Source organism: Streptomyces sp. NPDC048196 (assembly GCF_040652715.1).
GTDB classification, from domain to species: domain Bacteria; phylum Actinomycetota; class Actinomycetes; order Streptomycetales; family Streptomycetaceae; genus Streptomyces; species Streptomyces siderophoricus.
The window spans coordinates 49,898-72,823 of sequence record NZ_JBEZMM010000009.1; the positions used below are offsets into that span (position 1 = coordinate 49,898).

18 protein-coding genes and 1 pseudogene are annotated in these 22,926 nt (G+C 71.9%); 12 read left to right on the forward strand and 7 right to left on the reverse strand.

The window, feature by feature from the left end:
- Window positions 1-139 precede the first annotated feature (139 nt).
- A complete protein-coding gene (locus AB0E02_RS12840) occupies window positions 140-1,276 on the reverse strand; it encodes a substrate-binding domain-containing protein (RefSeq protein ID WP_362138227.1) in 1,137 nt (378 codons plus the stop codon).
- 640 nt (window positions 1,277-1,916) lie between these two features.
- Here AB0E02_RS12840 and AB0E02_RS12845 point away from each other — a divergent pair.
- The 4 genes from AB0E02_RS12845 to AB0E02_RS12860 all read left to right on the forward strand — a co-directional run bounded on the left by AB0E02_RS12845 (window position 1,917) and on the right by AB0E02_RS12860 (window position 6,221).
- The gene (locus AB0E02_RS12845; protein WP_362138447.1) at window positions 1,917-4,352 is read left to right on the forward strand and encodes an ATP-binding protein; all 2,436 of its coding nucleotides are present in this window, start codon (window positions 1,917-1,919) and stop codon (window positions 4,350-4,352) included.
- Window positions 4,333-4,809, forward strand: coding sequence for a roadblock/LC7 domain-containing protein (locus AB0E02_RS12850; RefSeq protein ID WP_362138229.1), 477 nt, complete (start codon window positions 4,333-4,335; stop codon window positions 4,807-4,809). The genes AB0E02_RS12845 and AB0E02_RS12850 overlap by 20 nt, the downstream gene beginning before the upstream one ends.
- A 487-nt stretch (window positions 4,810-5,296) precedes the next feature.
- Window positions 5,297-5,659, forward strand: a complete 363-nt coding sequence (locus AB0E02_RS12855) for a DUF742 domain-containing protein (protein ID WP_362138449.1) — start codon at window positions 5,297-5,299, stop codon at window positions 5,657-5,659.
- Window positions 5,607-6,221, forward strand: a complete 615-nt coding sequence (locus tag AB0E02_RS12860; RefSeq protein WP_362138231.1) for an ATP/GTP-binding protein — start codon at window positions 5,607-5,609, stop codon at window positions 6,219-6,221. Before AB0E02_RS12855 ends, AB0E02_RS12860 begins: the two co-directional genes overlap by 53 nt.
- Window positions 6,222-6,684: 463 nt before the next feature.
- On the opposite strand, the gene AB0E02_RS12865 is transcribed toward AB0E02_RS12860, so the two are convergent.
- The 3 genes from AB0E02_RS12865 to AB0E02_RS12875 all read right to left on the reverse strand — a co-directional run bounded on the left by AB0E02_RS12865 (window position 6,685) and on the right by AB0E02_RS12875 (window position 11,386).
- The gene (locus tag AB0E02_RS12865; protein WP_362138233.1) at window positions 6,685-7,494 is read right to left on the reverse strand and encodes a universal stress protein; all 810 of its coding nucleotides are present in this window, start codon (window positions 7,492-7,494) and stop codon (window positions 6,685-6,687) included.
- A 1,402-nt stretch (window positions 7,495-8,896) separates the two neighbouring features.
- A complete protein-coding gene (locus AB0E02_RS12870; RefSeq protein ID WP_362138451.1) occupies window positions 8,897-10,384 on the reverse strand; it encodes a HEPN domain-containing protein in 1,488 nt (495 codons plus the stop codon).
- Window positions 10,385-10,963: 579 nt separating this feature from the next.
- Entirely contained in the window at window positions 10,964-11,386 is a 423-nt protein-coding gene (locus AB0E02_RS12875) for a secondary thiamine-phosphate synthase enzyme YjbQ (RefSeq protein WP_030804470.1), read from the reverse strand.
- 169 nt (window positions 11,387-11,555) lie between these two features.
- Between AB0E02_RS12875 and AB0E02_RS12880 the strand changes: the two are divergent.
- Window positions 11,556-11,995: pseudogene (locus AB0E02_RS12880) on the forward strand (alkanesulfonate monooxygenase); the annotation flags it as partial.
- A 101-nt stretch (window positions 11,996-12,096) separates the two neighbouring features.
- Window positions 12,097-13,365, forward strand: a complete 1,269-nt coding sequence (locus AB0E02_RS12885; protein ID WP_362138235.1) for an NAD(P)-binding domain-containing protein — start codon at window positions 12,097-12,099, stop codon at window positions 13,363-13,365.
- Here the strand turns inward: AB0E02_RS12885 and AB0E02_RS12890 are convergent.
- Window positions 13,325-14,629: an MFS transporter gene (locus AB0E02_RS12890; RefSeq protein ID WP_362138237.1), complete on the reverse strand. Its 1,305-nt coding sequence runs from the start codon at window positions 14,627-14,629 to the stop codon at window positions 13,325-13,327. The two genes, AB0E02_RS12885 and AB0E02_RS12890, sit on opposite strands and share 41 nt — an antisense overlap.
- Before the next feature lie 121 nt (window positions 14,630-14,750).
- On the opposite strand from AB0E02_RS12890, the gene AB0E02_RS12895 reads away from it, so the two are divergent.
- The 5 genes from AB0E02_RS12895 (at window position 14,751) to AB0E02_RS12915 (ending at window position 20,135) form a co-directional block, all read left to right on the forward strand.
- Window positions 14,751-15,542 (forward strand): (Fe-S)-binding protein, encoded by a 792-nt coding sequence (locus AB0E02_RS12895; protein ID WP_362138239.1) that lies wholly within the window; start codon window positions 14,751-14,753, stop codon window positions 15,540-15,542.
- Window positions 15,539-17,041, forward strand: a complete 1,503-nt coding sequence (locus AB0E02_RS12900) for a lactate utilization protein B (RefSeq protein WP_362138241.1) — start codon at window positions 15,539-15,541, stop codon at window positions 17,039-17,041. Before AB0E02_RS12895 ends, AB0E02_RS12900 begins: the two co-directional genes overlap by 4 nt.
- Complete coding sequence (locus AB0E02_RS12905; RefSeq protein ID WP_362138243.1) at window positions 17,038-17,718, forward strand: LUD domain-containing protein; 681 nt, start codon at window positions 17,038-17,040, stop codon at window positions 17,716-17,718. Before AB0E02_RS12900 ends, AB0E02_RS12905 begins: the two co-directional genes overlap by 4 nt.
- A 137-nt stretch (window positions 17,719-17,855) precedes the next feature.
- A complete protein-coding gene (locus AB0E02_RS12910) occupies window positions 17,856-19,259 on the forward strand; it encodes a hypothetical protein (protein WP_362138247.1) in 1,404 nt (467 codons plus the stop codon).
- Window positions 19,260-19,412: 153 nt separating this feature from the next.
- A complete protein-coding gene (locus AB0E02_RS12915; RefSeq protein WP_362138248.1) occupies window positions 19,413-20,135 on the forward strand; it encodes a hypothetical protein in 723 nt (240 codons plus the stop codon).
- Here AB0E02_RS12915 and AB0E02_RS12920 read toward each other — a convergent pair.
- Window positions 20,029-20,619, reverse strand: coding sequence for an NUDIX hydrolase (locus AB0E02_RS12920; RefSeq protein ID WP_362138250.1), 591 nt, complete (start codon window positions 20,617-20,619; stop codon window positions 20,029-20,031). The genes AB0E02_RS12915 and AB0E02_RS12920 overlap by 107 nt on opposite strands.
- 211 nt (window positions 20,620-20,830) lie before the next feature.
- Window positions 20,831-21,433 carry a DUF6461 domain-containing protein gene (locus AB0E02_RS12925; RefSeq protein WP_362138252.1) on the reverse strand — a complete coding sequence of 201 codons (603 nt, stop codon included), beginning with the start codon at window positions 21,431-21,433 and terminating at the stop codon, window positions 20,831-20,833.
- 270 nt (window positions 21,434-21,703) lie between these two features.
- On the opposite strand from AB0E02_RS12925, the gene AB0E02_RS12930 reads away from it, so the two are divergent.
- Entirely contained in the window at window positions 21,704-22,924 is a 1,221-nt protein-coding gene (locus tag AB0E02_RS12930) for an SGNH/GDSL hydrolase family protein (RefSeq protein ID WP_362138254.1), read from the forward strand.
- Window positions 22,925-22,926 lie beyond the last annotated feature (2 nt).

The window sequence follows — 22,926 nt, forward strand, 5'->3', positions numbered from 1 at the left end:
CGACTGTAATCGCATGCGATTTCGACACTTGGCACGGCCACCCGATTATGCCCGCCGGCGACAAGCCAGGTCATCGCTCACGGCGCGGACAGGAGGCAGAACGAGCACCGGGCCCGCCTCCGCCAGTCGCCAAAGCCCCTCACTCGCCCCAGATCTTTCGATATGCCTGCCGGTACCCCTCCGAGTCCCAGGACAGTGCGCCGCCGCTGTTGGTGGCCGTGGCGATGTGGACGGGGGCGACGTACCCGCTGTCCGGGGCGCCGGCGAAGGCGCGGTTGAACTCGTCGATGATCTGCCAGCCCTGTTCGGAGAGCGGCTCGGGGACGGTGGCGGCCTGGAACTGCTTGCCGTTGACGCGCTGGAAGGCCGACGGATCGCCGTCGCCGGCACCGATGTTGTAGGGGGCGCCGGCGCCGTCCTTGCCCGCGGCGCGCAGGGCGGGGGCGGCGTGCTGGAAGTACAGGTCGTTGATGGCCGCGGAATACGTCCACCTGTGGCCGAAGCGGGAGAGCAGCGAGCGGACTTCCCCGATGGAGCGGCTACTGGCCTGCGGGATGGGGATGTTGGTGTAGCTCAGCAGCCGCACGCCGGAGCAGGTGGCGAGTGCCTTCTTGATCAGGTCGGACTTGTGCTTCGCGAACGGCACCGAGGCGTCGGTGAACAGGACGACACCGGCACGGCCGTTGGAGCGGTCGATGATCCAGTCGGCGCTGATCTTCGCGACGTCCTCGACCTGGGAGGTGATGTTGCTGAAGAGCTGCAGGTCCTTGCTGGGGCCGGGGGCCGCGGTGGCGTGCCAGCCGATCAGCGGAATTCCCGCCGTACGGGCCTTTTTGACGTCCTCCGGGGCGATGCCGGGATCGAACCCGCTCAGCACGATGCCGTCCGGCTTGAGGTCGAGGGCCTGCCGGAAGGCGGCCCGTTGGCCGCCGGGCGTGCCCTGGCCGTTGAGGGTGCGGGCGTGCCAGCCGAGGATCTTGGCGGCTTCCTGGAAGCCCTGGGCGACTCCGGCGACGCCCGGATTGGTCAGGGTCTGGGCTATGTAGACGACGGTCTTGCCGTGCACGGCCTTGGGCCCGGTGGTGGGGCCCTTCCAGGGGGCGTTGACCGCCTCGGCCTTCTTGACGGCCTGTGCGGCCCGGGAGCGGGCGGTGGGGCAGCCGGGCTTGGCGGAGCTCTTGTGGGAGGCGGCGGCACCGGCGCCGGCATCGCAGCCGGCGGTGGCCATGACCAGGAGTGCGGCGGCGGTCATGACCGCCTTGCGGGTGGGGTGCACGGGTGTCCTCGCAGCGCAGGATGGGGGTACGGGTGGGGTGGGGGGAGACAGGTTACGGGTGACGGTGGTCCGTCGGGCAGCCGCCTTGGGGAGATGCCCCCACCGTCGGAGATGCCGCGTATGCCGCCCGTGCCGGACCCGGTGGAATCGCGCCAGTTCGCGCTCGCCTTCTCTCCCCCTTCGCACGGTTTCACTCCCTTTCCCGCTCCTTCGTTCCGCTTCCCGGCGGTCGCCGGAGCGTGGGTGACCAGGCATATCACTGGGCCTTAACAGACCAAAAGTGACGAAGAGTTGAATAGTGCGGGGCCTCGATGAGCCACGTCTTGCATGCCCGTGCACAAGCGGTAGTGTTCACGGCCGGTTGACCGTGTGGCGGAAACCTTTCGCTCGCATTGAGGTGCGAACCTCGCAATCTTCGTGTTTCACCGTCGTCACGTTGCCCGTCGTCGGCGGTCGGCACCACCACCTCGGTCACCGCTCAGCAGCACGTCGTAAGGAGGCCCGGGTGTCCGTGGACGCAGTGGACCCGCCGCAACACGAACCCGATCCGTCCCGGCGTTCACCGTTGCGGCCGCGGTTCCGTCAGCAGGCGGACGCCCTCCTCGACCGCTGGCCGTTCCGGCGGAAGCTCAACGTCCTGGTGATCGCGCCCGTCGCGGTCGTCGGCGTGCTGCTGGGCATCGGCGTCAACTCGCAGGTGCAGAAGGCCCAGGACGCCGGCCGCAGCGCGGAGCTGGTGCGGGACAGCGAGCAGGTCACCCGGCTGATCAACGACGTGCAGGCCGAACACCGGCAGGCGCTCCTGCTGTCCGTGGAGCAGGAGTCGGTGCGGCCCGGCGCCGCACTGCCGTCCACCGCCGCCTACCGCCGGACCCAGCAGGACACCGACGAGCAGGTCACCGCCGTGCATTCCGCGTTCGGCCCGGGCCTGCCGAAGGACGAGGCCCGCGCCCTTGCGTACATCCGCGGTCTCGCCGTACTGCGCGACAAGGTCGAACGCGGATCGGTGCCGGCCGCCACCATCGACCCCGCCTACGCCGCCGCCGTCGGCTACCTGATCGACGGCATCGGCCTGGACCGCTACGCCGGCACCTCGTCGTCCTCGGTCACCAACCTCCTCGACACGGTGCTGCGCGCCGACGCCGCCCACGCGGCCTTCGAGAGCGGGGTGTTCTCCGCCCAGACCCGGGACGCCAACGCGCTCACCGAATACACCCGCGCGGTCGGCGCCCACAAGCTCTACGAGGAGCAGACCGCACGGTTCGGCCGGATCGCCGACCCGGAGCAGGTCCTGGCGCTCGACGCGATCGAGCGGGACGCCGAACAGAACGGCATCGAGGCCCAGTTCGCGGAGCTCCAGATCGACCCCGGCTCCCTGCAGGGCCAGACCCCGCACCAGCTGCGCAAGGCGATGGCCGCCGGAACCCGGCAGGCCGAGGCCCGCCTCTCCGTCACCCGGTCACTGATCGAGCAGATCGCCGCCCGGGCCGACGGCCTCTCGCACAGCGCCCTCGAGAACGCGCTGACGATGCTCGGCCTCGCCCTGCTCGGCTTCGCCGCCTGGCTGACCTTCTCCGTCCTGGTCCGGCGCTCGGTCGTCCGCCCCCTGGCGGCCCTGACCGGCGCCGCCCAGCAGGTGGTCGACGTGGCCGGCGAGGAGCTCGCCAGGGTCGAGGACGACGATTCCACGGACCGTACCCCGCTGCGGCCACGGCCGATCCCGGTCCCGGTCCGCGACGAGATCGGCCACCTGGCCGAGGCGTTCAACCAGGTACAGGTCACCGCCGCGGCGCTGCTGGAGCGGCAGGTGCTCAGCCGCCGCAACGTCGCCGAGATGTTCGGCAACGTCGGACGCCGGGTCAGCAACCTCACGTCGCGCCAGCTCATGCTGATCGACGCGGTGGAACGCGAGGAGACCGACCCCGACGTCCTGGAGCGGATGTACCGCATCGACCACATCGCCGTCCGCCTCCAGCGCAACGCCGACAGCCTGATGCTGCTCGCCGGCATCCGGGACCCCGAGGTGGAGGCCCGGCCGACCGGTCTGGCCAACGTCATCCGGGCGGGCCTCGGCCAGATCGAGGGATACCAGCGGGTGTCACTACGGGCCGAGACCGAGGTCGTGGTCGCGCCCGACATCGTCGACGACCTGACGCTGATGCTCGCCGAACTGCTGGAGAACGCGGTCTCGTTCTCCCCGTCCGACACGCCCGTCGAGGTCGTCGTCCGGCCCGGAACCGACGTCACCTCGGACGGCGGGGCCCTGATCGAGGTCATCGACCACGGCCTCGGCATGAGCGCGGAACGCCTCGCGGAGGAGAACTCCCGGCTGGTCCGCCGGGAACGGCTCGACCTCGTACCGACCAAGGTCCTCGGCCTGTTCGTGGTCGGGAACCTCGCCCGGCGCTCCGGCATCCGGGTCACCCTGAGCCGCACCCCGGGCGGCGGGGTCACCGGCACCGTCTGGCTCCCCGCCGCGCTGCTGCTGGCGGTGACCCCCGCCCCGACGCCGGCCCTGACGCCCCCTCCGGAATCGGCGGAAGTAGCGCCAACGGCACAGGCCGAGCCCTCACCCACGAACGAGCCCGAGCCCACACCCGAGCCCGAGCTCGCACCAAAGGCAGCCGAGCCCCCATCCGCCTCGGCTTCCACCTCCACTTCCGCATCCGCCTCCGCCGCCACGCCCCTGCCCGTACGGGCCCTCGCCACCGCGCCCCAACGGCAGCCGGGCGGGACCTCCCGGGACGGCGAGCTCCCCCGGCGCCTGCCGCGCCGCGGCACGGACGACGCGGAGCGGAACACCCCGGCGTCCGCGCCCCGGACGGACCGGTCCGTCCGGCCGCTGCGACGGCGGGTACGGGGCGCGACGCTCGACATGACCTCCCCGACGGCCGACCGAGCGGCCCAGGCCGTGCGCCGGCCCGTCGACGCCGACGCGGTCCGATCGGAACTCGACGAATTCGAGGCCGCGGTACGCAGGGCGGAGCAAGAGAGTGCGCCCGCCACAAGCGAACCGGCGCCATCGACACACCAGCAAACCCGGAAGGAGTCGGGCAGTGAGCACGCCGACAGGTAACAGCGGTTCCGAGCGGGAGGAACCGACCGATCTGACAGCCGCCGCGGCCGACTTCACCTGGCTGCTGGACCGGTTCGCCACCCAGACCGCCGGGGTCGTCGACGCCATCGCGGTGTCGTCGGACGGCCTGCTGATCGCCGTCTCCCAACTGCGCGAACAGGCCGACTCCGAGCGGCTCGCGGCGATCGTGTCCGGCGTGACGAGCCTGGCCGCCGGCGCCTCCGGCAACTACGGCCTGGGCGGCCTCAACAAGGTCATCATCGACCTGGAGGGCGGCCATGTGCTGGTCTCGGCCATCGGCTGCGGTGCCGTCCTCGGCGTGGTCACCTCGAAGGAGGCGAAGCTCGGCAACATCGCCTACGAGATGACCCTCTTCGCCAACCGTGCCGGGAGCGCACTCACCCCCCAACTGGTCCTGGAACTCAAGAAAACAGCCGGCGCGACCCCGGCCCGCTGACCTGTGCCGCCCCCCACCACCGCCGCGGAAGGCGCTGGGGGGCGGGCGCTGAGCGGCTGGTCAGGGGCGGGAGCTGAGCAGCGGTCAGGGCCGGCCCTGGGCAGCAGGGCGGGGCCGGTGCTGAGCAGCGGTTCAGGGCCGGTGCTGAGCAGGAGGGCAGGGCCGGCGCTGAGAACAGAACCATTGCCGGCCCTGGAAGAGGCACTGGAAGAGGATCTTTGCGGGCGCCGAGAAGAGGATCATGATGGTGGCCGGTGAACCAGAACCGAACGAGTCACCGAACGAGTCAGCGGACGAGCGGACGGCCGAGCCAACGGACGGGCGGACGGGCGCGCCGGCGGACGAGCGAGCAGGCGAGTCAACGGGCGAGCGCACGGACGAGCCAGCGGACGAGCGAACAGGCGCGTCAACTTCAGCTGGCGAGTCGGCTGTCGAGTCAGCGAGCGATGCCCCGGGCCCATCGAAACCGGTCGGCCGCGCTCCCGCGATCCGGCCCTTCCTGCTGACGGCCGGGCGGGTGGCGGGGGGCGGCACCGGCCCACCGCTCCCGGTCGAGACCCAGATCGTCGCGACCGCGTCCGGGATCTCCGTCCTGGGTTCCCTGGCCTTCGAACAACACGACATCGTCGCCGCCTGCCGACAGCCGCAGTCGGTGGCCGAACTGGCCGCGCGGCTGCGCCTCCACCTCAACGTGGTCCGGGTGCTGGCGGAGGACCTGCGCACCGCCGGGCATCTGGCGGTCCACGTCCCGCACGCCGGCACCACCCAGGACATCTCCGTACTGCGAAGGGTTATCGATGGTCTCCGTGCCGTCCCCGACTCACGGGACACACTCCGTGACAGCGGTTGAACCGCCGCCGGTTCCGGTCAAGTTGGTCATCGCCGGCGGCTTCGGCGTCGGCAAGACGACGGCCGTGGGCGCCATCTCCGAGATCCGGCCGCTGACCACGGAGGCCGCCATCACAGAGGTCGCGGCGGGCGTGGACGACCTCTCCCACACCCCCGGCAAAACCACGACCACCGTCGCCATGGACTTCGGCTGCATCACCATCGACCCGACGCTGAAGCTGTACCTGTTCGGCACCCCGGGCCAGGACCGGTTCGGCTTCATGTGGGACGACGTGGTCGAGGGCGCCCTCGGCGGCCTGGTGATCGTGGACACCCGACGGCTCGACGACTGCTACGCCGCGGTCGACTACTTCGAGCACAAGAACATCCCGTTCGCCGTCGCCGTCAACGCCTTCGACGGCGAGATCCACCACGACCTCGACGAGGTCCGCTGGGCCCTGGACGTCTCCGACCACGTCCCCCTCACCGTCTTCGACGCCCGCAAAACAGGCTCGGTCCGCGACGCACTCCTGGTCGTACTCCAGGTCGCCCTCTCCCGCGCGGAGGACGCTACGGGGGAGTGACCGGGACGCCGCCGCTCGCGAGGCCGAGGAGCGAAGCCGTGCTCTTGTCGCCAGCCGAGGTGGCGGACGGTCTTGACGAGCGGCGTCGAGCAGCAGGATTCCGCGGCGATGCGGCCTGGTCCAGGGCAACCCCGCGGCGAGCATGTGCCGCGTCGGGCAGCTGCCGCGCCTCGTCTCCGCGGTTCTGGTGATCCTCGGGCTGTGGCAGCGCCCGACAGGGCGGGATTCCCTTCGCGCCGCGACCGCAATAGGCCGTCCAGGTGATGACCGTCGCCCTGTCGTCTCGCATGACGGCCGCCAGGGGGCGACTGTACGCGCGGCGCCCTAGCCGTGCTCGCCCACGCTGTACTTGCCGTCCACGCGACAGCGGGCAAGCGGGCCTCATCGCAGCGGGCTGTACGGGCCGTCAGCAGGCTGTACGAGTCGTCAGCAGGCCGTACGGGTCGTCAGGCGCGCGGGCCGGTCATGCCTTTCCGCGGACGACGGTGACGGAGCAGTGCGCATGGTGCAGCAGCGCCTGGCTCACCGAGCCCAGGAGCAATCCGGCAAAGCCACCGCGTCCCCTGGCTCCGACGACCATGAGCTGGGCAGTCCGGCTCGCCTCGATCAATACCTCGCGGGTTTCGCCGCTCAGAACTTCACGTCTGACCGTGACGTCCGGATAATTCTCCGTCCGGCCGGCGATCGCCTGGGCCAGCAGGCGCTCCGCGCTTTCGACGCCCGTACCGGGCGGCGCGTAATCCGGCAGCCACGCATGCGCGGCGACGACCTCGGCTCCGCGCAGCGCTGCCTCGGCGAAGGCGAATTCGACCGCTTCCGCACCGACCTGCGAGCCGTCGACGCCCAGCACGATCGGCCCGGCTTCCGCCGGTTCCTCGCGGGCCACCATCACCGGACACCGGGCATGGGCGGCCAGCGACGCCGCCGTTGATCCCAGCAGCAAGCCCATGAAGCCCCCCATGCCCCGGGGGCCGACGACCACCAGGTCCGCGGCTCGCGACTCGGCCTCCAGAACCGCCACCGGTTCACCCGTCACCACGGCCGCGGTGACCTGCAGCTCGGGCGCCACGCTCCGGGCCCGGTCCGCGGCATCGTTCACCAAACGATCGAGCGGCGACGGGTCCAGCGGCGTGTGCATGGGCCGGACCGGCCAGCTCAAGGCGTTCACCACCCGCAGATCCGAACGACGCCGCTGGGCTTCCCGGGCGGCCTGTTCCACCGCGGCAAGGCTCGACGACGAGCCATCCACTCCCACGACGACCAGGTTGCCCACCGCTCCTCCATCGCTCGGTTCAGCTTCCAAGCCTCACCCCGGTCAGGCGTTGCTGCAATCCGGCCGAGCGACTGGCGTCGGTGGGGCATTTGGGGCGCTGACACAGGTGGGTGGCTCATCGCCACCCTTCTGCACGGAGTTGCCTCAACAGGTCGCCCGAACCTGGTGCGGCTCCTGGTTCCGGCTCCAGTCCCCTTGGCATCGATCGCCTAGGAACACCAGAAGAGGAAGCAGGTCCGCGACCGTGGGGCGCGTGGGGCGGGCGTCCGGTTCGCCCCCGCGTTGGTGGGGGACGGCTTTGGCCGGGGCGGTTGCTTGGCGGTGGGTCGGGTGGCGACGGGCGGTGCCGTGGTCGCGGATGCGGGAACCGCAGAGTGGGAGACGGCGATGTCCGATGCCGAGGCCGACGGCTTCACGGCGTGCGACGGACGAGCCGGCTCTCCCGCGGTCCGGCTTGGTGCTGGCTCCGCGGTGGCGGACGTGGCGGTGGGCGTGGGCGACGCCTGCGACTCCGTGTGCCTTCCGTGTGGCGGACCAGTGGGCAGCAGTTCCCCCGACAGGCCTGTCGCGACGACGCCGACCAGTACGACCCCACCCGCGACGCCGAGGGCCATCTTGGTCTTGCCGCCCTTACGGCGTCGCGCCCGGCGCGGGCCAGTGCCGCGGCGGCGCGTCGCCGACGACCGGCGGGCGGCGTACGCCTCGTTGCCGTCACCGGGACCGGCAGCCGCAGCCGCGTCAAAGCCGGTGGCCGTGCCGGGGTCGAAGTCTCCGTCGGCCAGGCCGGGTCCGTCGGGCTCGCCGCCCTGTTCGGGAAGGGGCCCTGTCTCGTACGACTCCAGGGGCTCGTACGCCTGCGTCTGCTCGTAGGTGTGCGGGGCCTTGAGGCTCCCGGTGTGCCCGTAGGTTCCCGTGTGCTCGTGGACCGGCGGCTCGGGCGTCAGCGGGACGTCACTCCGGTAGAGGGGGTGCGGCCGTGATGGGGGGTACCCGGTGGCTACGCCACCGTGGGCATGGCCGCACGCCGGGCACGGCTCCGCCCCATCGAGATAGCTCCCGCATCCAACGCAGTAGTCCATGCGGTTGTCCGTTTCCTCCGGTCGCCGCCCCCAGATGGCGGCACCCTACTGGCGCGGCGATGTCCGGCCCACCTCGCCCCCTCGCCAGGTCCGGGGTATACCGATGCGTCCCTGGTGCGGCACTACGCCCTGCCGACCCCCGGCTTGCCCGGTTGGTCGACAGGGAACGCGTCCCTTCGTGGCGGTGGTCCGGTCGATCGGAGCGGGGACGCCGACCGGTCTCAGGCGCAACAGCAGTCAGGAGAATCGTCAGGCCGGCCGAACGGGCGGAAAGCCGGTCAGCGTGCCGGTCGCGGAACCAGTCGCGTTCTTGACCATCCGACTCAGGAGTCCGCCTCGGACGGAGTCAGCCAGTCCCGTGCGCTCCTGGCCGTAGCGCGCAACTGCGGGTGGTCACGCACGACCTCTCGTTGGCGTTCGGCCGGCAACCCGAGTTCGTTCAGCAGATTCAGGATGACCACCGCAGTGGTGACGTCCACAATGGCGATCAGTTCCTCGCGCTTGTGGTGGGGGGTTCGCCCCTCGTGGGCGAGGTCGTTTCGCGCTCGGGTCGTCCGCCTGGCCCACCGGTCCACGTCAGGCACGAGCGCGGACAGCGCCTCCTGGTCGGGGCGGGCCGCGAGTGCGTACAACCGATCCCGAAGTGTCGGGTCATTGCGCAGGAGGCTGCGGATCCGTTGCCTGTGCTCCTCGGGCACCTGAGCCAGCATCGCTTCGCGCATCGGTTTGAACTCCTCCGACGGGATCGGCGATTCGTCGATGTCAAAGCCACGGTGCAGCACCTCAGCCGCTCCCACCGCCGTCAGGAGATTGTTCTCGACGTACCGTGCCGGCGCGTACCGAAGCCCCAGAACCATGTTTGTCGCGGACTGCAGCCGCTCGTGCATATCGCACCAGCGGGGAATGATCTCCTCGAAGGGCAGAGCCTCGCACGTGAAGAACACACGATGATGAGCGGCTGCCTTCGCATCGTGCTTCCCGACCACGGAGGGCGAGTACAGCACGTCGACATTCCGCTCCGGCCGCAGCCCGCCGGACTCCGACACGGCGTCGTCCGAGGCCAGTTTCAGGCGTACCCAGATCATGCCTGCAGCACGGTGAGTGGCAATGGCGATCAGGTCTTGTATCAACCGGGCATGGCCCATCGCCTCACGCAATGAGGACGCCTCGCGCCGGGTGATCCGCAGGTACGCGGTATCCCGCATGCGACCAACGGTTCCGCCCCGACGCTGATCGAAGAACGGCAGCGTGTGGCGGTGCGCGAGCACGAACTCCGTCCCGTCGACTTCGACCGACTGCACCTCCACGGGCTTGACGGAGAGGGTGCCACTCCCATCAGGACGCCCGCCGGACGTACCCAGGAACCCTTCGAACACTGACGATGCCGCCCAATGCCCGAGGTCCTCCACCGACACCTCTGTTGTGGAGAACGCCGCCTCGTCTTCACTGCCGACGTGCGCCCCGATGAGTGCCGTCGTTGCCACGACGGTCTGTTTGTCGGGGGTCTTTATCCGCGCGCCGAAGGTCCGCCGGCCGTCGACAGGCAAACAGCCGAGGAGGCTGATCTCGCGCTGATCGGCGGCACCATGGATCACACCCCACGTTCGACGGCCCTCATGGACCATCAGCACACCGGGAGCAGGCGTTGTCGTGACCCGGTCCTCGAACGCGCCGATCAAAGAGAGTGTCAAGCCGCCCTCGGGCTCGTAGCGGAGCACACCTGGCACCTGGCACCCAGGGTCTTCCGGCAGCCACCACAAGCCCGCCCACTCGCCCGACGCGTCGAGATTCAGCGGCTCACTGCCCATCATCTTCACCTTTCCCGTCGTACGGAGCGTTCGCAGGTTCACGCCCGGCACTCGTCCGAATTATTCCTGCGTTGTGTCCGGGGAAGAAATCAACCGGGGCCGGCAACAAGGCACGGCTCCGGGCGCTGAGGGAACCGCTCCGGGTCCGATGAAGGATTTGATGTACCCCGGTTTACGTGACGTCAAGTTGCTGGAATCCAGGCGGCCGAGGCGGTTGTCCTCAGTGCGAACTCGATGGGTGTGAGCATGCCGCCCGGACGTCTGCCACACCGTCCGGCTGCCCCTGACGGGGCCAGAGCGGCGGCTGTGGTGTGAAGACCGGGTAACGGCGGGCTGACACGACGCCGCCGGGGAGGGACTCGGGCCCCGTAGGCCCCGTACCCGGCGGAGTACTCATCGAGGGCCGCCTCACACCTCGCCGGCATCCGGGCATCCAGGCATCCGGGCATCCGGGCATCCGGGCATCCGGGCGCAGCCTCCTGTCCGCCGCGACACCGGCAGGGAGACCGTCCTCCACCTCGGTGCCATCACGGTCCTCTTCAACGCCACGACCGGCGAGAACGGAACTCTCGGTCGCCCCGGTCACCCCAGGAAACTCAGCCGGACCTGGCGGTTGGCATTGTCCTTGTTGGTGTCGACCAGGCAGACGGACTGCCAGGTGCCGAGGGCCATGCGGCCGGCGATGACCGGGAGGGTGGCGTGTGGGGGGACCAGGGCCGGCAGGACGTGGTCCCGGCCGTGGCCGGGGCTGCCGTGGCGGTGGCGCCAGCGGTCGTCGGCGGGGAGCAGGTCGTGCAGGGCGGCGAGGAGGTCCTCGTCGCTGCCGGCTCCGGTCTCGAGTACGGCGATGCCGGCCGTCGCGTGCGGGACGAAGACGTTGAGCAGGCCGTCACGGCCGTCCGCGGCGTCCCGGAGGAAGGCGGCGCAGTCGGCGGTGAGGTCGGCGACGGTCTCCGTCGAACCGGTGGTGATGTCCAGGGTGCGGCTGGTGAATGCAGAGCTCATGCGTTCATCTTCGTACGGGACGGCCGCCCCGGTCGCCCCAGTCGCCCCGGTCGCCCTGGCCCGCAAGGTGGCGGGCGCGGGTGGCAAGGGTGTTTCAGCCGCGGAAACGAAGGTCCACGACCTGAGACGACGTTTGCCCCCTCTCCGACCGCACCGCTACGTTCAGCCAACCGCCGACCGTCTGCCGGACGGCCTCGATCCGGCGACCGTCGCGGCCGCCCAACAGGCCCTCGGCAAGAGCGAGTCGGTGAGCCAGCAGCGGGTGCCGGCACTGCACGGCGGCTCGCGCGACAAGCTGGAGATCGCGCCCAATCCGTGGGCGGGGGTCGGTCTGGTACGGGGCGGTGCGGGACCGCGCTGGTCGGCAGCCACGCCGAGGTGGCGGACCGGATCGAGGAGTACCACGCACTGGGCATCGAGCACTTCGTACTCTCCGGCTATCCGCACCTGGAGGAGGCCTACTGGTTCGGCGAGGGCGTCCGTCCGGAACTGGCCGCCCGCGGCCTGCTGCCTGCCGTGCGCTCCCCGCTGGACGCCGTACCGGCAGCGAACGGCCGCCCGGCCTCCGCACCGGGCGGGGCACCCCTGCTGATCGCGGGCGGGCGCTGAGGACCGGCGCGCCGGGCCCGGGCTCCGGGCTCCGGGATCCGGGCCCCTGGGACAGCCGGCCGGCCGGGAAGAGAACGCCCCCTCCCCCAGTTAGCAGAAACATGAACTACACCGGGGTGGCCGCGGCCCCCGACCCGACACCGGACGCGTCCGGCGCCCTCGCCGAGCACAGCGGCAGCGCCATACCCAGCGCCAGCACCCTCCCCCTCCCCCACACCAGCGCCATCCCCACGGCCTTCCCCGGCGCCCTCGACACCACCCCCGCGGTCGAGACGGACGTCGTCGTGATCGGCGGCGGCCAGGCCGGTCTGGCCGCCGCCTTCCATCTGCAACGGGTGGGCTACCGGCCCGACCGGGACTTCGTCGTCCTCGACCACTCCCCCCGCCCAGGGGGTGCCTGGCAGTTCCGGTGGCCGTCGCTGACGTACGGCAAGGTGCACGGGATGCATGCGCTGCCCGGGATGGAGCTGAGCGGCGCCGATCCGGGGCGGCCGTCCTCCGAGGTGATCGGCGCGTACTTCGAGAGTTACGAGCAGACCTTCGGGCTGTCGGTACACCGCCCGGTGAGCGTCCTGGCGGTCCGCGAGGGCGCGGACGGGCGGCTGCTGGTCGAGTCGTCGGAGGGGCGGTACGCGAGCCGGGCCCTGATCAATGCGACCGGTACCTGGGACCGGCCGTTCTGGCCGCGCTTCCCCGGGCAGGAGACGTTCGGTGGCCGGCAGCTGCACAGTTCCCGGTACGAGGGGCCGGAGCAGTTCCGTGGCGCGCGGGTCGTGGTGGTGGGCGGCGGGACCTCGGCCGTGCAGCAGTTGCTGGAGATCGCGCCGGTCGCGGCCGCCACGACCTGGGTGACGCGGCGGCCGCCGGTCTTCCGCGAGGGCCCCTTCGGCGAGGAGGAGGGCCGGGCGGCGGTGGCACTCGTCGAGGAGCGGGTCCGGCAGGGCCTGCCGCCGCAGAGCGTGGTGAGCGTGACCGGGCTGCCGATGACGGACGCGATCCGGCAGGCCCGGGAGAGCGGCGTACTGGAGCGGCTGCCGGTGTTCGAACGGATCACGCCGACCGGTGTGGTCTGGGCCGACGGCCGCCGGGTGGCAGCGGACGTGATCCTCTACGCGACCGGTTTCCGCGCGGCCATCGACCACCTCGCCCCGCTGAAACTGCGCGAGCCGGGCGGCGGCATACGGATGGCCGGCACCCGCACGCTGCGCGACCCCCGGGTGCACCTCGTCGGCTACGGCCCCTCCGCCAGCACCATCGGCGCCAACCGCGCAGGCCGGGCGGCCGTACACGACATCCGCCGACTACTGACCCTGCGCCCGGCCCGGCGCCCTACCGCTCCAGCCTCTCCCGCGAGGTTTCCGGAAGCGTGAGGTAGACGACGAACGAGACCAGGCAGAGCGCGGACACGTACCAGGGGAAGAGGCCCGCGTGACCGGCCTGCTGGAACCAGGTGCCGACGTACGGGGCGGTGCCGCCGAAGAGCGCGACGGTCAGGGAGTACGGGAAGCCGATGCCGGCGGCACGCACCCGCGCGGGGAAGACCTCGGCGTTCACGGCCGCGGCGATCGCGGTGTAGCCGGTGAGCAGCACCATGCCGGCGCACTGCACCAGCAGCAGGGAGACGAACGCGTCGGTGACCAGGTGGAGCAGCGGCACCGCGAGGACCGCGAAGCCCAGGGAGAAGCCGAGCAGCAGCGGTTTGCGGCCGATGCGGTCCGAGAGCAGGCCGCCGAGCGGCTGGAGCAGGGCGAAGAAGGCGAGCGACAGGGTGCCGACGATGAGTGAATCGCCCTTGTCGAAGCCCGCGTTGACCTGGGCGTAGGTGGGGAGGTAGGTCGTCCAGGTGTAGTAGGCGATGGTGCCGCCGGCGGTGATGCCGCAGATCAGCAGGGACTGGCGGGGGTGGCGGCGGAGCGCCTCGAAGAGGCCGGGGCGGTCGGCGGCCTGCTGTTCGGCGCTGCGGGTTTCCTCGGCGCCGCGGCGGATCCACAGGCCCAGCAGGCTCAGCAGCGCACCCCCGAGGAAGGCCACCCGCCAGCCCCACTGGCCCATCTGCCGTTCGGTGAGCAGACCGGCGAGCAGCGCCGCCGTACCGGAGGCCAGGAGCTGGCCGAGGGTCGTGGAGACGTACTGGAAGCTGGAGAACAGGCCGCGGCGGCCGGGGCCGGCGGACTCGACGAGGAAGGTCGTGGAGGCCGCGAATTCGCCGCCGACGGACAGGCCCTGGACCAGACGGGCGAGGACCAGCACGACCGGTGCGAGGAGGCCGGTGGCCGCGTAGGTGGGGGTGAGGGCGACGAGCAGGCTGCCGCCGCCCATGAGCAGGATGGTCACGGTCAGTGCGGTGCGCCGGCCGCGGCGGTCGGCGACCGCGCCCATCAGCAGGCCGCCCACCGGCCGCATGAAGAAGCCGACCGCGAAGACGGCGAAGGTGGAGAGCAGCGGCACCAGGGAGTTGCCGGCGCCCTTGGGGAAGACCTGGTCGGCGAAGTAGACGGCCAGGAAGGAGTACGCGTACCAGTCGTACCACTCGACGGCGTTGCCTATGGAGGCGGCGGCCAGCTGGCGCAGCCGGGACGCCGGGCGGCCGCCTCCCGGCGCCCGGTCCGCGGTCAGGGTTTCGGCGTTCGACATGGTCCTCCGCTCCGGTTCTTCTCCTCGGCCGGCTGCTGGGGCAGGATGAGCCGACAGGTGATCATGTACCGCGGAAGCGGATGGCCGCCAGAGGCCGGAGCGGCCGAAAGGAGATGGCAACGTGCGCGTAGCACTGTTCGTCACCTGTATCAACGATCTGCTGCAGCCGCGGACGGGCCGGGCGGTGGTGACGTTGCTGGAGCGGCTGGGGGTGGAGGTCGGCTTCCCCGAGGAGCAGAGCTGCTGCGGACAGCCGCAGTTCAACACCGGCTACCGGCATGCGACCGAGCCGCTCGTACGGCGCTTCCACCGGGCGTTCCGGGAGTACGACTACGTGGTCACGCCGTCCGGTTCGTGTGCGGCGATGGTGCGGGACAACTACCCGCGGATCGGGGCGAAGGCGGCCGCCGAGGGCCGCGGCCGGGAGCTCGCGGAGGCGGCGGCGCTGGCGGTGCCGAAGACGTACGAGCTGACGGAGTTCCTGGTGGACGTGTTGAAGGTGGAGGACGTCGGCGCGTACTACCCGCATGCGGTGACGTATCACCCCACCTGTCACGGGCTGCGGATGCTGGGGCTGGGCGATCGTCCGTTGCGGCTGCTGCGGCATGTGAAGGGGCTGGAGCTGCGGGAGCTGCCGGGCGCCGAGGAGTGCTGCGGTTTCGGCGGCACGTTCGCGGTGAAGAACCCGGCGGTTTCGGCGGCGATGGGGGCCGACAAGGTGCGGCATGTGCTCGGCACCGGCGCGGAGGCGGTCTGCACGGTCGACAACTCGTGTCTGCTGCACATCGGCGGCATGCTGACGCGGCAGGGCGCGGCGGTCCGGCCGGTGCACATCGCGGAGATCCTGGCCGGTACGGAGGAGAGCGCCGGTACCGGGGACGGTGGGCGCACGGCGGAAGGCGGCGGGCGATGAGCGGGACGTACCTGGGCATGCCGGCCTTTCCGCGGGCCGCGGCCGTCTCCACGCGGGACGGGCAGTTGCGCGCGAACCTCACGCACGCCACGCACACCATCCGTGACAAGCGGGCCAGGGCCGTGGCGGAGCTGGACGACTGGGCGCAGTTGCGGGCCGCGGGGGCCGCGGTGAAGGACCGGACGCTGCGGCATCTCGACCGCTATCTGGAGCAGTTGGAGGCGGCGGTCGTCGCGGCCGGCGGCCGGGTGCACTGGGCGGCCGATGCGGCGGAGGCCAACCGGATCGTCACGGAGCTGGTGCGGGCGACCGGGGAGCGGGAGGTCGTCAAGGTCAAGTCGATGGCGACGCAGGAGATCGGGCTCAACGAGGCGTTGGAGCAGGCCGGGATCCGGGCGTACGAGACGGATCTGGCGGAGTTGATCGTGCAGCTCGGGGCGGATCTGCCGTCGCACATCCTGGTGCCGGCGATCCATCGCAACCGTGCGGAGATCCGCGACATCTTCCGGCGGGAGATGGGGCGTTGGGGCCGTCCGGCGCCGGAGGGGCTGTCCGATGCGCCCGCGGAGCTGGCGGAGGCGGCGCGGCTGCATCTGCGGGAGAAGTTCCTGACCGCGAAGGTCGGGATCTCCGGGGCGAACTTCATGGTGGCCGAGACCGGCACGCTGGTGGTGGTGGAGTCGGAGGGCAACGGGCGGATGTGTCTGACCCTGCCGGAGACCCTGATCTCGGTCGTGGGCATCGAGAAGGTGGTGCCGACCTGGCAGGATCTGGAGATCTTCCTGCAGTTGCTGCCGCGCTCGTCCACCGCGGAGCGGATGAATCCGTACACCTCGACGTGGACGGGGACGGTGGACGGGGACGGGCCGCGGACGTTCCATCTGGTGCTGCTGGACAACGGGCGGACGGACACGCTGGCCGATACGGTCGGGCGTCAGGCGCTGCGCTGTATCCGTTGTTCGGCGTGTCTCAATGTGTGCCCGGTGTACGAGCGGGCCGGCGGGCATGCCTACGGGTCGCCGTACCCGGGTCCGATCGGCGCCATCCTCACTCCTCAACTGCGCGGTCTGACCGGCCCCTTGGAGGAGTCGCTGCCGTATGCGTCGTCGCTGTGCGGGGCGTGTTACGAGGTGTGTCCGGTCGCCATCGACATCCCGGAGGTGCTGGTGCACCTGCGCGAGCGGGTGGTGGAGGGCGGTCCGGGCGTCCGGGACGGGGCGCGGGTGGTACTGAAACCGGCCAAAGGACATGCCGCGGAGCGGGCGGCGATGCGGGCGGCGGCCTGGGCGTTCGATCACCCGGGGGTACTGCGCCGCGGGATGCGGCTGGCGGCGCGGACGCGGGGCCTGCACCCGCGGCGGTTGCCGGGGCCGGGGCGGGCGTGGTCGCAGACCCGTGATCTCCCGGCGGTGCCGCCGGAGTCGTTCCGTGACTGGTGGCGGCGTACGCGTGGCGGGTCGTCCGGGCAGCCGTCCCGTGGAGAGGGAGACGCCGAATGAGCAGCAGGGACGTGGTGTTGGCGCGTGTGCGGCGGGCGCTCGCGGAGGGGCCGCGGGAGGGCGCGCCGGGTGGTGCGGGTGAGCCGCCGTTGGTGCGGGACTACCGGCGGGTGCACGGGTCCCGTACGGCCGCGGAGACGGTCGATCTGCTGGCCGAGAACCTGGCGGATTACCGGGCGTCGGTGCACCGCAGCGATCTTGGCGGACTGCCGGCGCTGATCGGCCGGCTGCTGGCGGAGCGGGGGGCGCGGCGGGTGGTGGTGCCGCGGGGGCTGGAGCCGGGGTGGCTGGCCGAGGTGGCGGCGGAGGTGGTCGAGGACCGTGCGGAGCAGACGGCGCGGGAACTGGACGCGGTGGACAGTGTGGTGACGGGGTGCGCGGTGGCGATCGCGGAGACCGGCACGCTCGTCCTGGATGCCGGGCCTGACCAGGGAAGACGGCGGATCACGCTGGTTCCCGATCACCATGTCTGCGTGGTCCGGGTGCCCGGGCAGGTGGTCGGGTCGGTGCCCGAGGCGCTGCCGCGGCTGGTCCCGGGGCGTCCGCTGACGTGGATTTCCGGGCCTTCGGCCACCAGTGACATCGAGTTGGACCGGGTGGAGGGGGTGCACGGTCCGCGGACGCTGGAGGTGGTCCTGGTGGAGGCGGCCGGGGACGGTGACGCGGGCGGGGGCTGAGGGGCGGGTCCGGCGGGTGGCCGGAGGGCGACTGCGACAGGTGTGCGACCCCGTTGTCAGTGGGGATTCCTACACTGATCGGGATGTCTTTCGCACGCTCGGTGCGGGGGCCGGCGCCCGGGGGGAGGGAGCGGACCATGCTGCGTCAGGAGGTCGGCGCACGGCGTTCCGGCGTGGCCGGGGGCGGCGGGCCGGCGCCGGTTCCGGGGCCGCCGTCTTCGTCCGCCGGGCCGCCGTCGGCTCCGTCCCGGTTGCTGACCTGGCTGGCGCGGCTCGGGGTGCCGGCGGCGGCCTTCGCGGTGTTCCAGACCTTGGTGGGGCTGCTGCCGCAGGGCCTGGCCGGTGAGGCGGCGCGGTACTGCCTGGCGGCGACGGCCGGGGTGGGCGTGGGGGCGGTGGTGTGGCTGTCGGCGGCGCTGGTGCGGGCCCGGGCCGCGGCCGCGGCGGGTGCGGGGGTGCCGGCGCCGGGGCCGGTGGCGTCGCCGGCGGGTTCGCTGCCGGAGTTGATGGACGGTGCGTACGAGGCGTTGCGGCGCGGGCTGTCGGTGATCGAGGTGCCCGGGCACGGGCCGTTGACGGGCTGGCCGCATTCCCTGGCGGAGAGCGAACCGCCGGTGCATCCGACGGCGTTCGGCACGGCGTACGGGCTGCATCTGCTGCTGGACATCGCGCCGTACGACGGGCGGATACGCGCGGGTGAGGTGGCCGAGACGTTGTGGCGGCTGCGGCTTCCGGGGGGTGGCTGGGCGGCGCGTTCGCAGGGCAGCGGGGCGCGTCCGGAGGTGACCGCGGTGGTGCTGGGGGCGCTGGCCCGGGCGGGTGCGGACCCCCGGCTGCTGGAGGCCGAGATCCATTCGTGCGAGGCGCTGCTGGATCCGGATCACGATGCCTTCGGCCTGGCGAACACCTACGTGGTGACGAATGTGCTGCGGGGGCTGTTACGGGCCGCGCCGGGTTCGGCGTCACTGGGCGGGCTGCGGGCGGTGCTGGTCAACGGCGCCACGGGCGATCCCGGGAGGGGTCATCACCGGTGCTGGGGTGCGGCGTTGGCGACGGGCCGGGGCAATCCGGCGCCGTCCGCGGTGCACACGGCGCGGGCGGTGGTCACGCTGGACCGGGCCGCGCGGGTGCTGGGTGAGGATGCCCGGCAGCGTGCGGTGCGGGAGGAGGGGCTGCGCTGGTTGCTTGCGGGGGCGGCGCTGCCGGGGGCGGGCGCGGGCGACCTGGCGAACTGCCAGGAGGAGGTGAGGCGGCCGGGCCAGGACGATCCGTTGCACCAAGAGCTGTTGTCGGTGCGGCATTTCGGGGCGGCGTGGGTGGCGCGGGCGCTGATGACGGACGGGGCGCGGCAGATCGCGGCGGAGGGGGTGGGGCTACCGGTGTGGGAGGCCCAGCTGGCCGCCGCGGTGGCGCGGGTGCGGGCCGTGCAGCGGGGCGGGGTGTGGCGTTGGGACGACGGGCCGATGGGCAATCCGGTGTGGATGGCGTATCAGGGGCTGTCGGTGCTGCGGCGGTATGCGCTGATGTCCTACCGGCCGTGAAGCCGGCGGGGTGGGCGGGGTGCGGTGTGGAGCGCGGGATGTGGTGCGCCGGCGGACGGTGCCGACGCCGGTGAGGTGCGGGGTGTGTGCCGACGGGCGGTGCCGGTGCGGCGCAGCGGGCGGCCGGGCGGTGCCGGTGGACGGGAGGCGGAGATGCAGGTCGAGGAGGTTCGGCGGCTGCTGGTGGACCGGTTGGGCGGTGGGCCGCCGTCGCCCGAGTCGGCGCGTGCGGTGGTGGCCGAGCTGGCACGGCCGGAGGTGCTGGGTCCGCTGGTGCGCCGATTATCCGCCGGTGCGGTGGACCTTCCGGAGTGCACGCGGCTGTCGTACCGGCATGTGCTGGGCTTCGACAAGCTGGTGTTGTTGTCGGGTGCGCCGCGGTTCATGTTGCGGGTCCATTTCTGGCCCGGTCCGCTGGGCGCCGAGCCGGAGGACATCCACAATCACCGTTGTGCGATCGCGTCGGCGGTGGTGCGGGGCCAGGTGCGGATGGAGTGTTACGAGCCGGCGGCGGAGGGGCTGCCGGCGGTGGTGTATCGGGAGACGATCGACGGGCCGGGCGGGGCCTGGCGGTTGCGGCGGGTCGGTGAATCCCGGCTCCGGCTGGTCTGTGCAGAGCGGTACGGGGCGGGTCGGAGTTACGGGCTGGACGCCCGTACGCTGCACCGGGTGGTGAGCGAGGAGCCGACGGTGACGCTATTCCTGGAGACCGCCCCGCAGCGCTCGGTGACCGATGTGTACGTCAGGGTGCCCGGCCGGGCCGGCGGGGTCAGCGGCGGCCTCGCCGGGCGGGCCGGTCCGCCGCCCAAGACTCCCCTCGCACCGGCCGTGTATCTTGCCGAACTCGACGCGCTGGCACGCTCTTTGGGCTGGTGAAGGGGGTGGGGGCGAGGCCCTGGTAGCCGTAGCGGGCGGTCATGGTGCGCAGTCCGGAGGCGTCCAGCCGGCCGCCGAAGACCTGGCGGATGACGCCGAGGTTGTAGGCGTCGACGCCGGCGTCGGCGAGTTCGGCGGGCCGGGCCCAGCGGTGTTCCTGGTCGGGGCTGGGCAGGACGACGTCGAGGGTCAGCGGCCGGACGAGGAAGTTCTCCTGGTGGTTGCGCACCCGTCGGCCCTGGTAGTCGCTGAGGAAGCTGGCGGATCCGGTGTGGGCGACGATGGCGCCGAGGAGCCCGGTTTCTTCCTTGAGCTCCCGCAGGGCGCCGGCTTCGGGGGTCTCCCCCGCTTCCAGCTTGCCGCAGGGGACGCCCCATGCGCCGGGCAGGAAGCGCTCGCGGTAGCTGCGGCGGACGATCAGCACGCGGCCGTTGTGCACCACCACCGCCGCGGCGAGACGGGGGTGGGCTGCTGTCTGGTTCATCGCACTTCTCGCTTTCCGAGAGGACGGGCGGCCCGGACTTCTCGTCAACGAGAGGACGGGCGGCAGGCCCGTGGCGGACGTCCACCGTACCGGCCGGTGCTGCGGGCCGGACGGGGCGCGGCGGCGTGGCGAACGGTGAACTGGCGTGCGGACGGCTTGTATTGGCGGCGCACGTGCATCGGGCCCCGCCGCCGCGAGGCCGGGCGGACGCTCAGTGCGGCTGCGACGCCTGCCCGGACAGGGACAGCAGGCTGCCGCTCCAGCGCTCTTCGCCGTCCCGGGCCGGGGTGACACGCAGCCCGAAGGCGTTCTCCGCGAGAGCCAGGACGCTGTGCGGCGGCGCCGGCTGCCCGGGAAGGAGACCGAGTGGGCTCATGAACTCATCGAGCCGCCGGGGGTCCACCCCGGTCGGGCCGACCGGCTCAAGGGTGTGGAAATCGACGATGATGTCGCCCTCCACCGCGTACTTGAACCAGTGAATCGGCTTCTCGTTGTAGTACAGGGCGACGGCCTCCGTGCCGTGCGAGACCGCGCGCAGGATCCGCTCGTCCAGCCCGTGGCTGCCGCCCTGCTCCCAGGCCCAGGACCACCCGCCGTCGGTGCCGGTCGTCACCACCGGCTCGTCCTCGTCGAGCAGGGTGTCGCCGAACTCGTCGTCGAGGCCCACGGGATCGCGCAGGGCCAGGGTCTCCGGGTCGACCCGCATGCGGGCCAGCAGGTCCGTCGGGGACAGGCCTTTCCCGAAGGTCAGCGTGTAGAGGGGCATGTCTGCACGGAAGTGGTCCAGCCCGCGGCCTACGCCTGCACTCGTCATGCCCAGGATGCTGCCACGCCCCACTGACCCACCGGCGTCCAGCCGGTCCCCCTCCACCTCGGGTACCCGCGGACCGGCCGCGAAACTCCCGAACCGCCGCACATCCCGGCCCCCTTCAAGCTGGGGCGCCGGGCGCTGCTTCCGCAGACTGACCCTGGCATGCGTAGGCATGCCGTACGTACGCAGACCAGAGGGCTGGGTGGGCTGCGCGGCCGCCAGCAGACTCGCTGTCATCGCCACCGGGTGATCGACAGAGAGAGGCGACGGACCATGCAGCAGATCGTGGACGGCAACAGCAGCGGCAATAGCAACGGCAACGGGAACGGCAACCCGCCGTACTGGCAGGCGGGTTGGGCGGCTTCCGTGCAGCGTCCCAGTGAAGGGTTCCACGAGAACTGGGCACTGGAGGGGTTCGCGGAGCAGACGGTGCGCCAGGTGGTGCGGGTCACCGGTTCCGGTACGGCGGCGCGGATCGTGCTGTCGAACCGGTACGGGACCGGGCCGCTGGAGGTGGCCGGCGCGTCCCTGGCCCGTACCGGGGAGGGTGCCGGGGTGCAGGAGGGGACGGTGCGGCGGCTCACGTTCGGCGGGGCGGCGGGGGTCCGGATCCCGGCGGGCGGGGAGGTGCGCAGTGACGCCGTCGAGGTGGCGGTGGCGCCGTTCGAGTCGCTCACGGTGTCGCTGTACTTCGCCCGGCCGACGGGTCCCGCGACCTTCCACGCCCAGGCGTACGCCACGGCGTACCGGGCGGCCGGGGGCCGGCTGACGGCCACGGACCCGGCGGTGTTCGGGGAGACGACGGTGTCGTGGTACTTCCTCGCGGCGGTGGAGCTGGCGGACGGCGGGCCGGCGCGGCGGGACACGGTGGTGGTCTTCGGGGACTCGATCACCGACGGTTTCGGTTCGACGATCGACGGAAACGGGCGCTATGCGGACGCGCTGGCCGAACGGCTCGCGGGGCAGGGCGGGGTGCGGCCGGTGCTCAATCAGGGCATCGGCGGGAATCTGCTGCTGAGCGATTCCGCGTGGTTCGGGGAGCGGGCGGTGGGGCGCTTCCGACGGGACGTGCTGGACCGGCCGGGGGTGGCTTCCGTGGTGGTGCTGGTGGGGCTGAACGACATCGGGTTCAGCGAGGTCGACCTGCCGACGTACAAGCCGGCCCCGGACCGGTCCGCGGACGAGCTGATCGCGGGTTACCGCGAGTTGATCGCGGCGGCGCGGGCGGCGGGGGTGCGGATCGTCGGGGGGACGATCATGCCGTTCAAGGGGGCGGAGTACCACACGCCGGGCGCGGAGGCGAAGCGGCGGAAGGTGAACGACTGGATACGGGCCTCGGGCGAGTTCGACGCGGTCGCGGACTTCGCGGCGGCGCTGGCGGACCCGGGCGATCCGGAGGCGCTGGCGGCGCACTTCGACAGCGGCGACCACAAGCATCCCGGTGACGCGGGGTACCGGGCGATGGCCGAGGCGGTGGATCTCGCAGCGCTGTGACG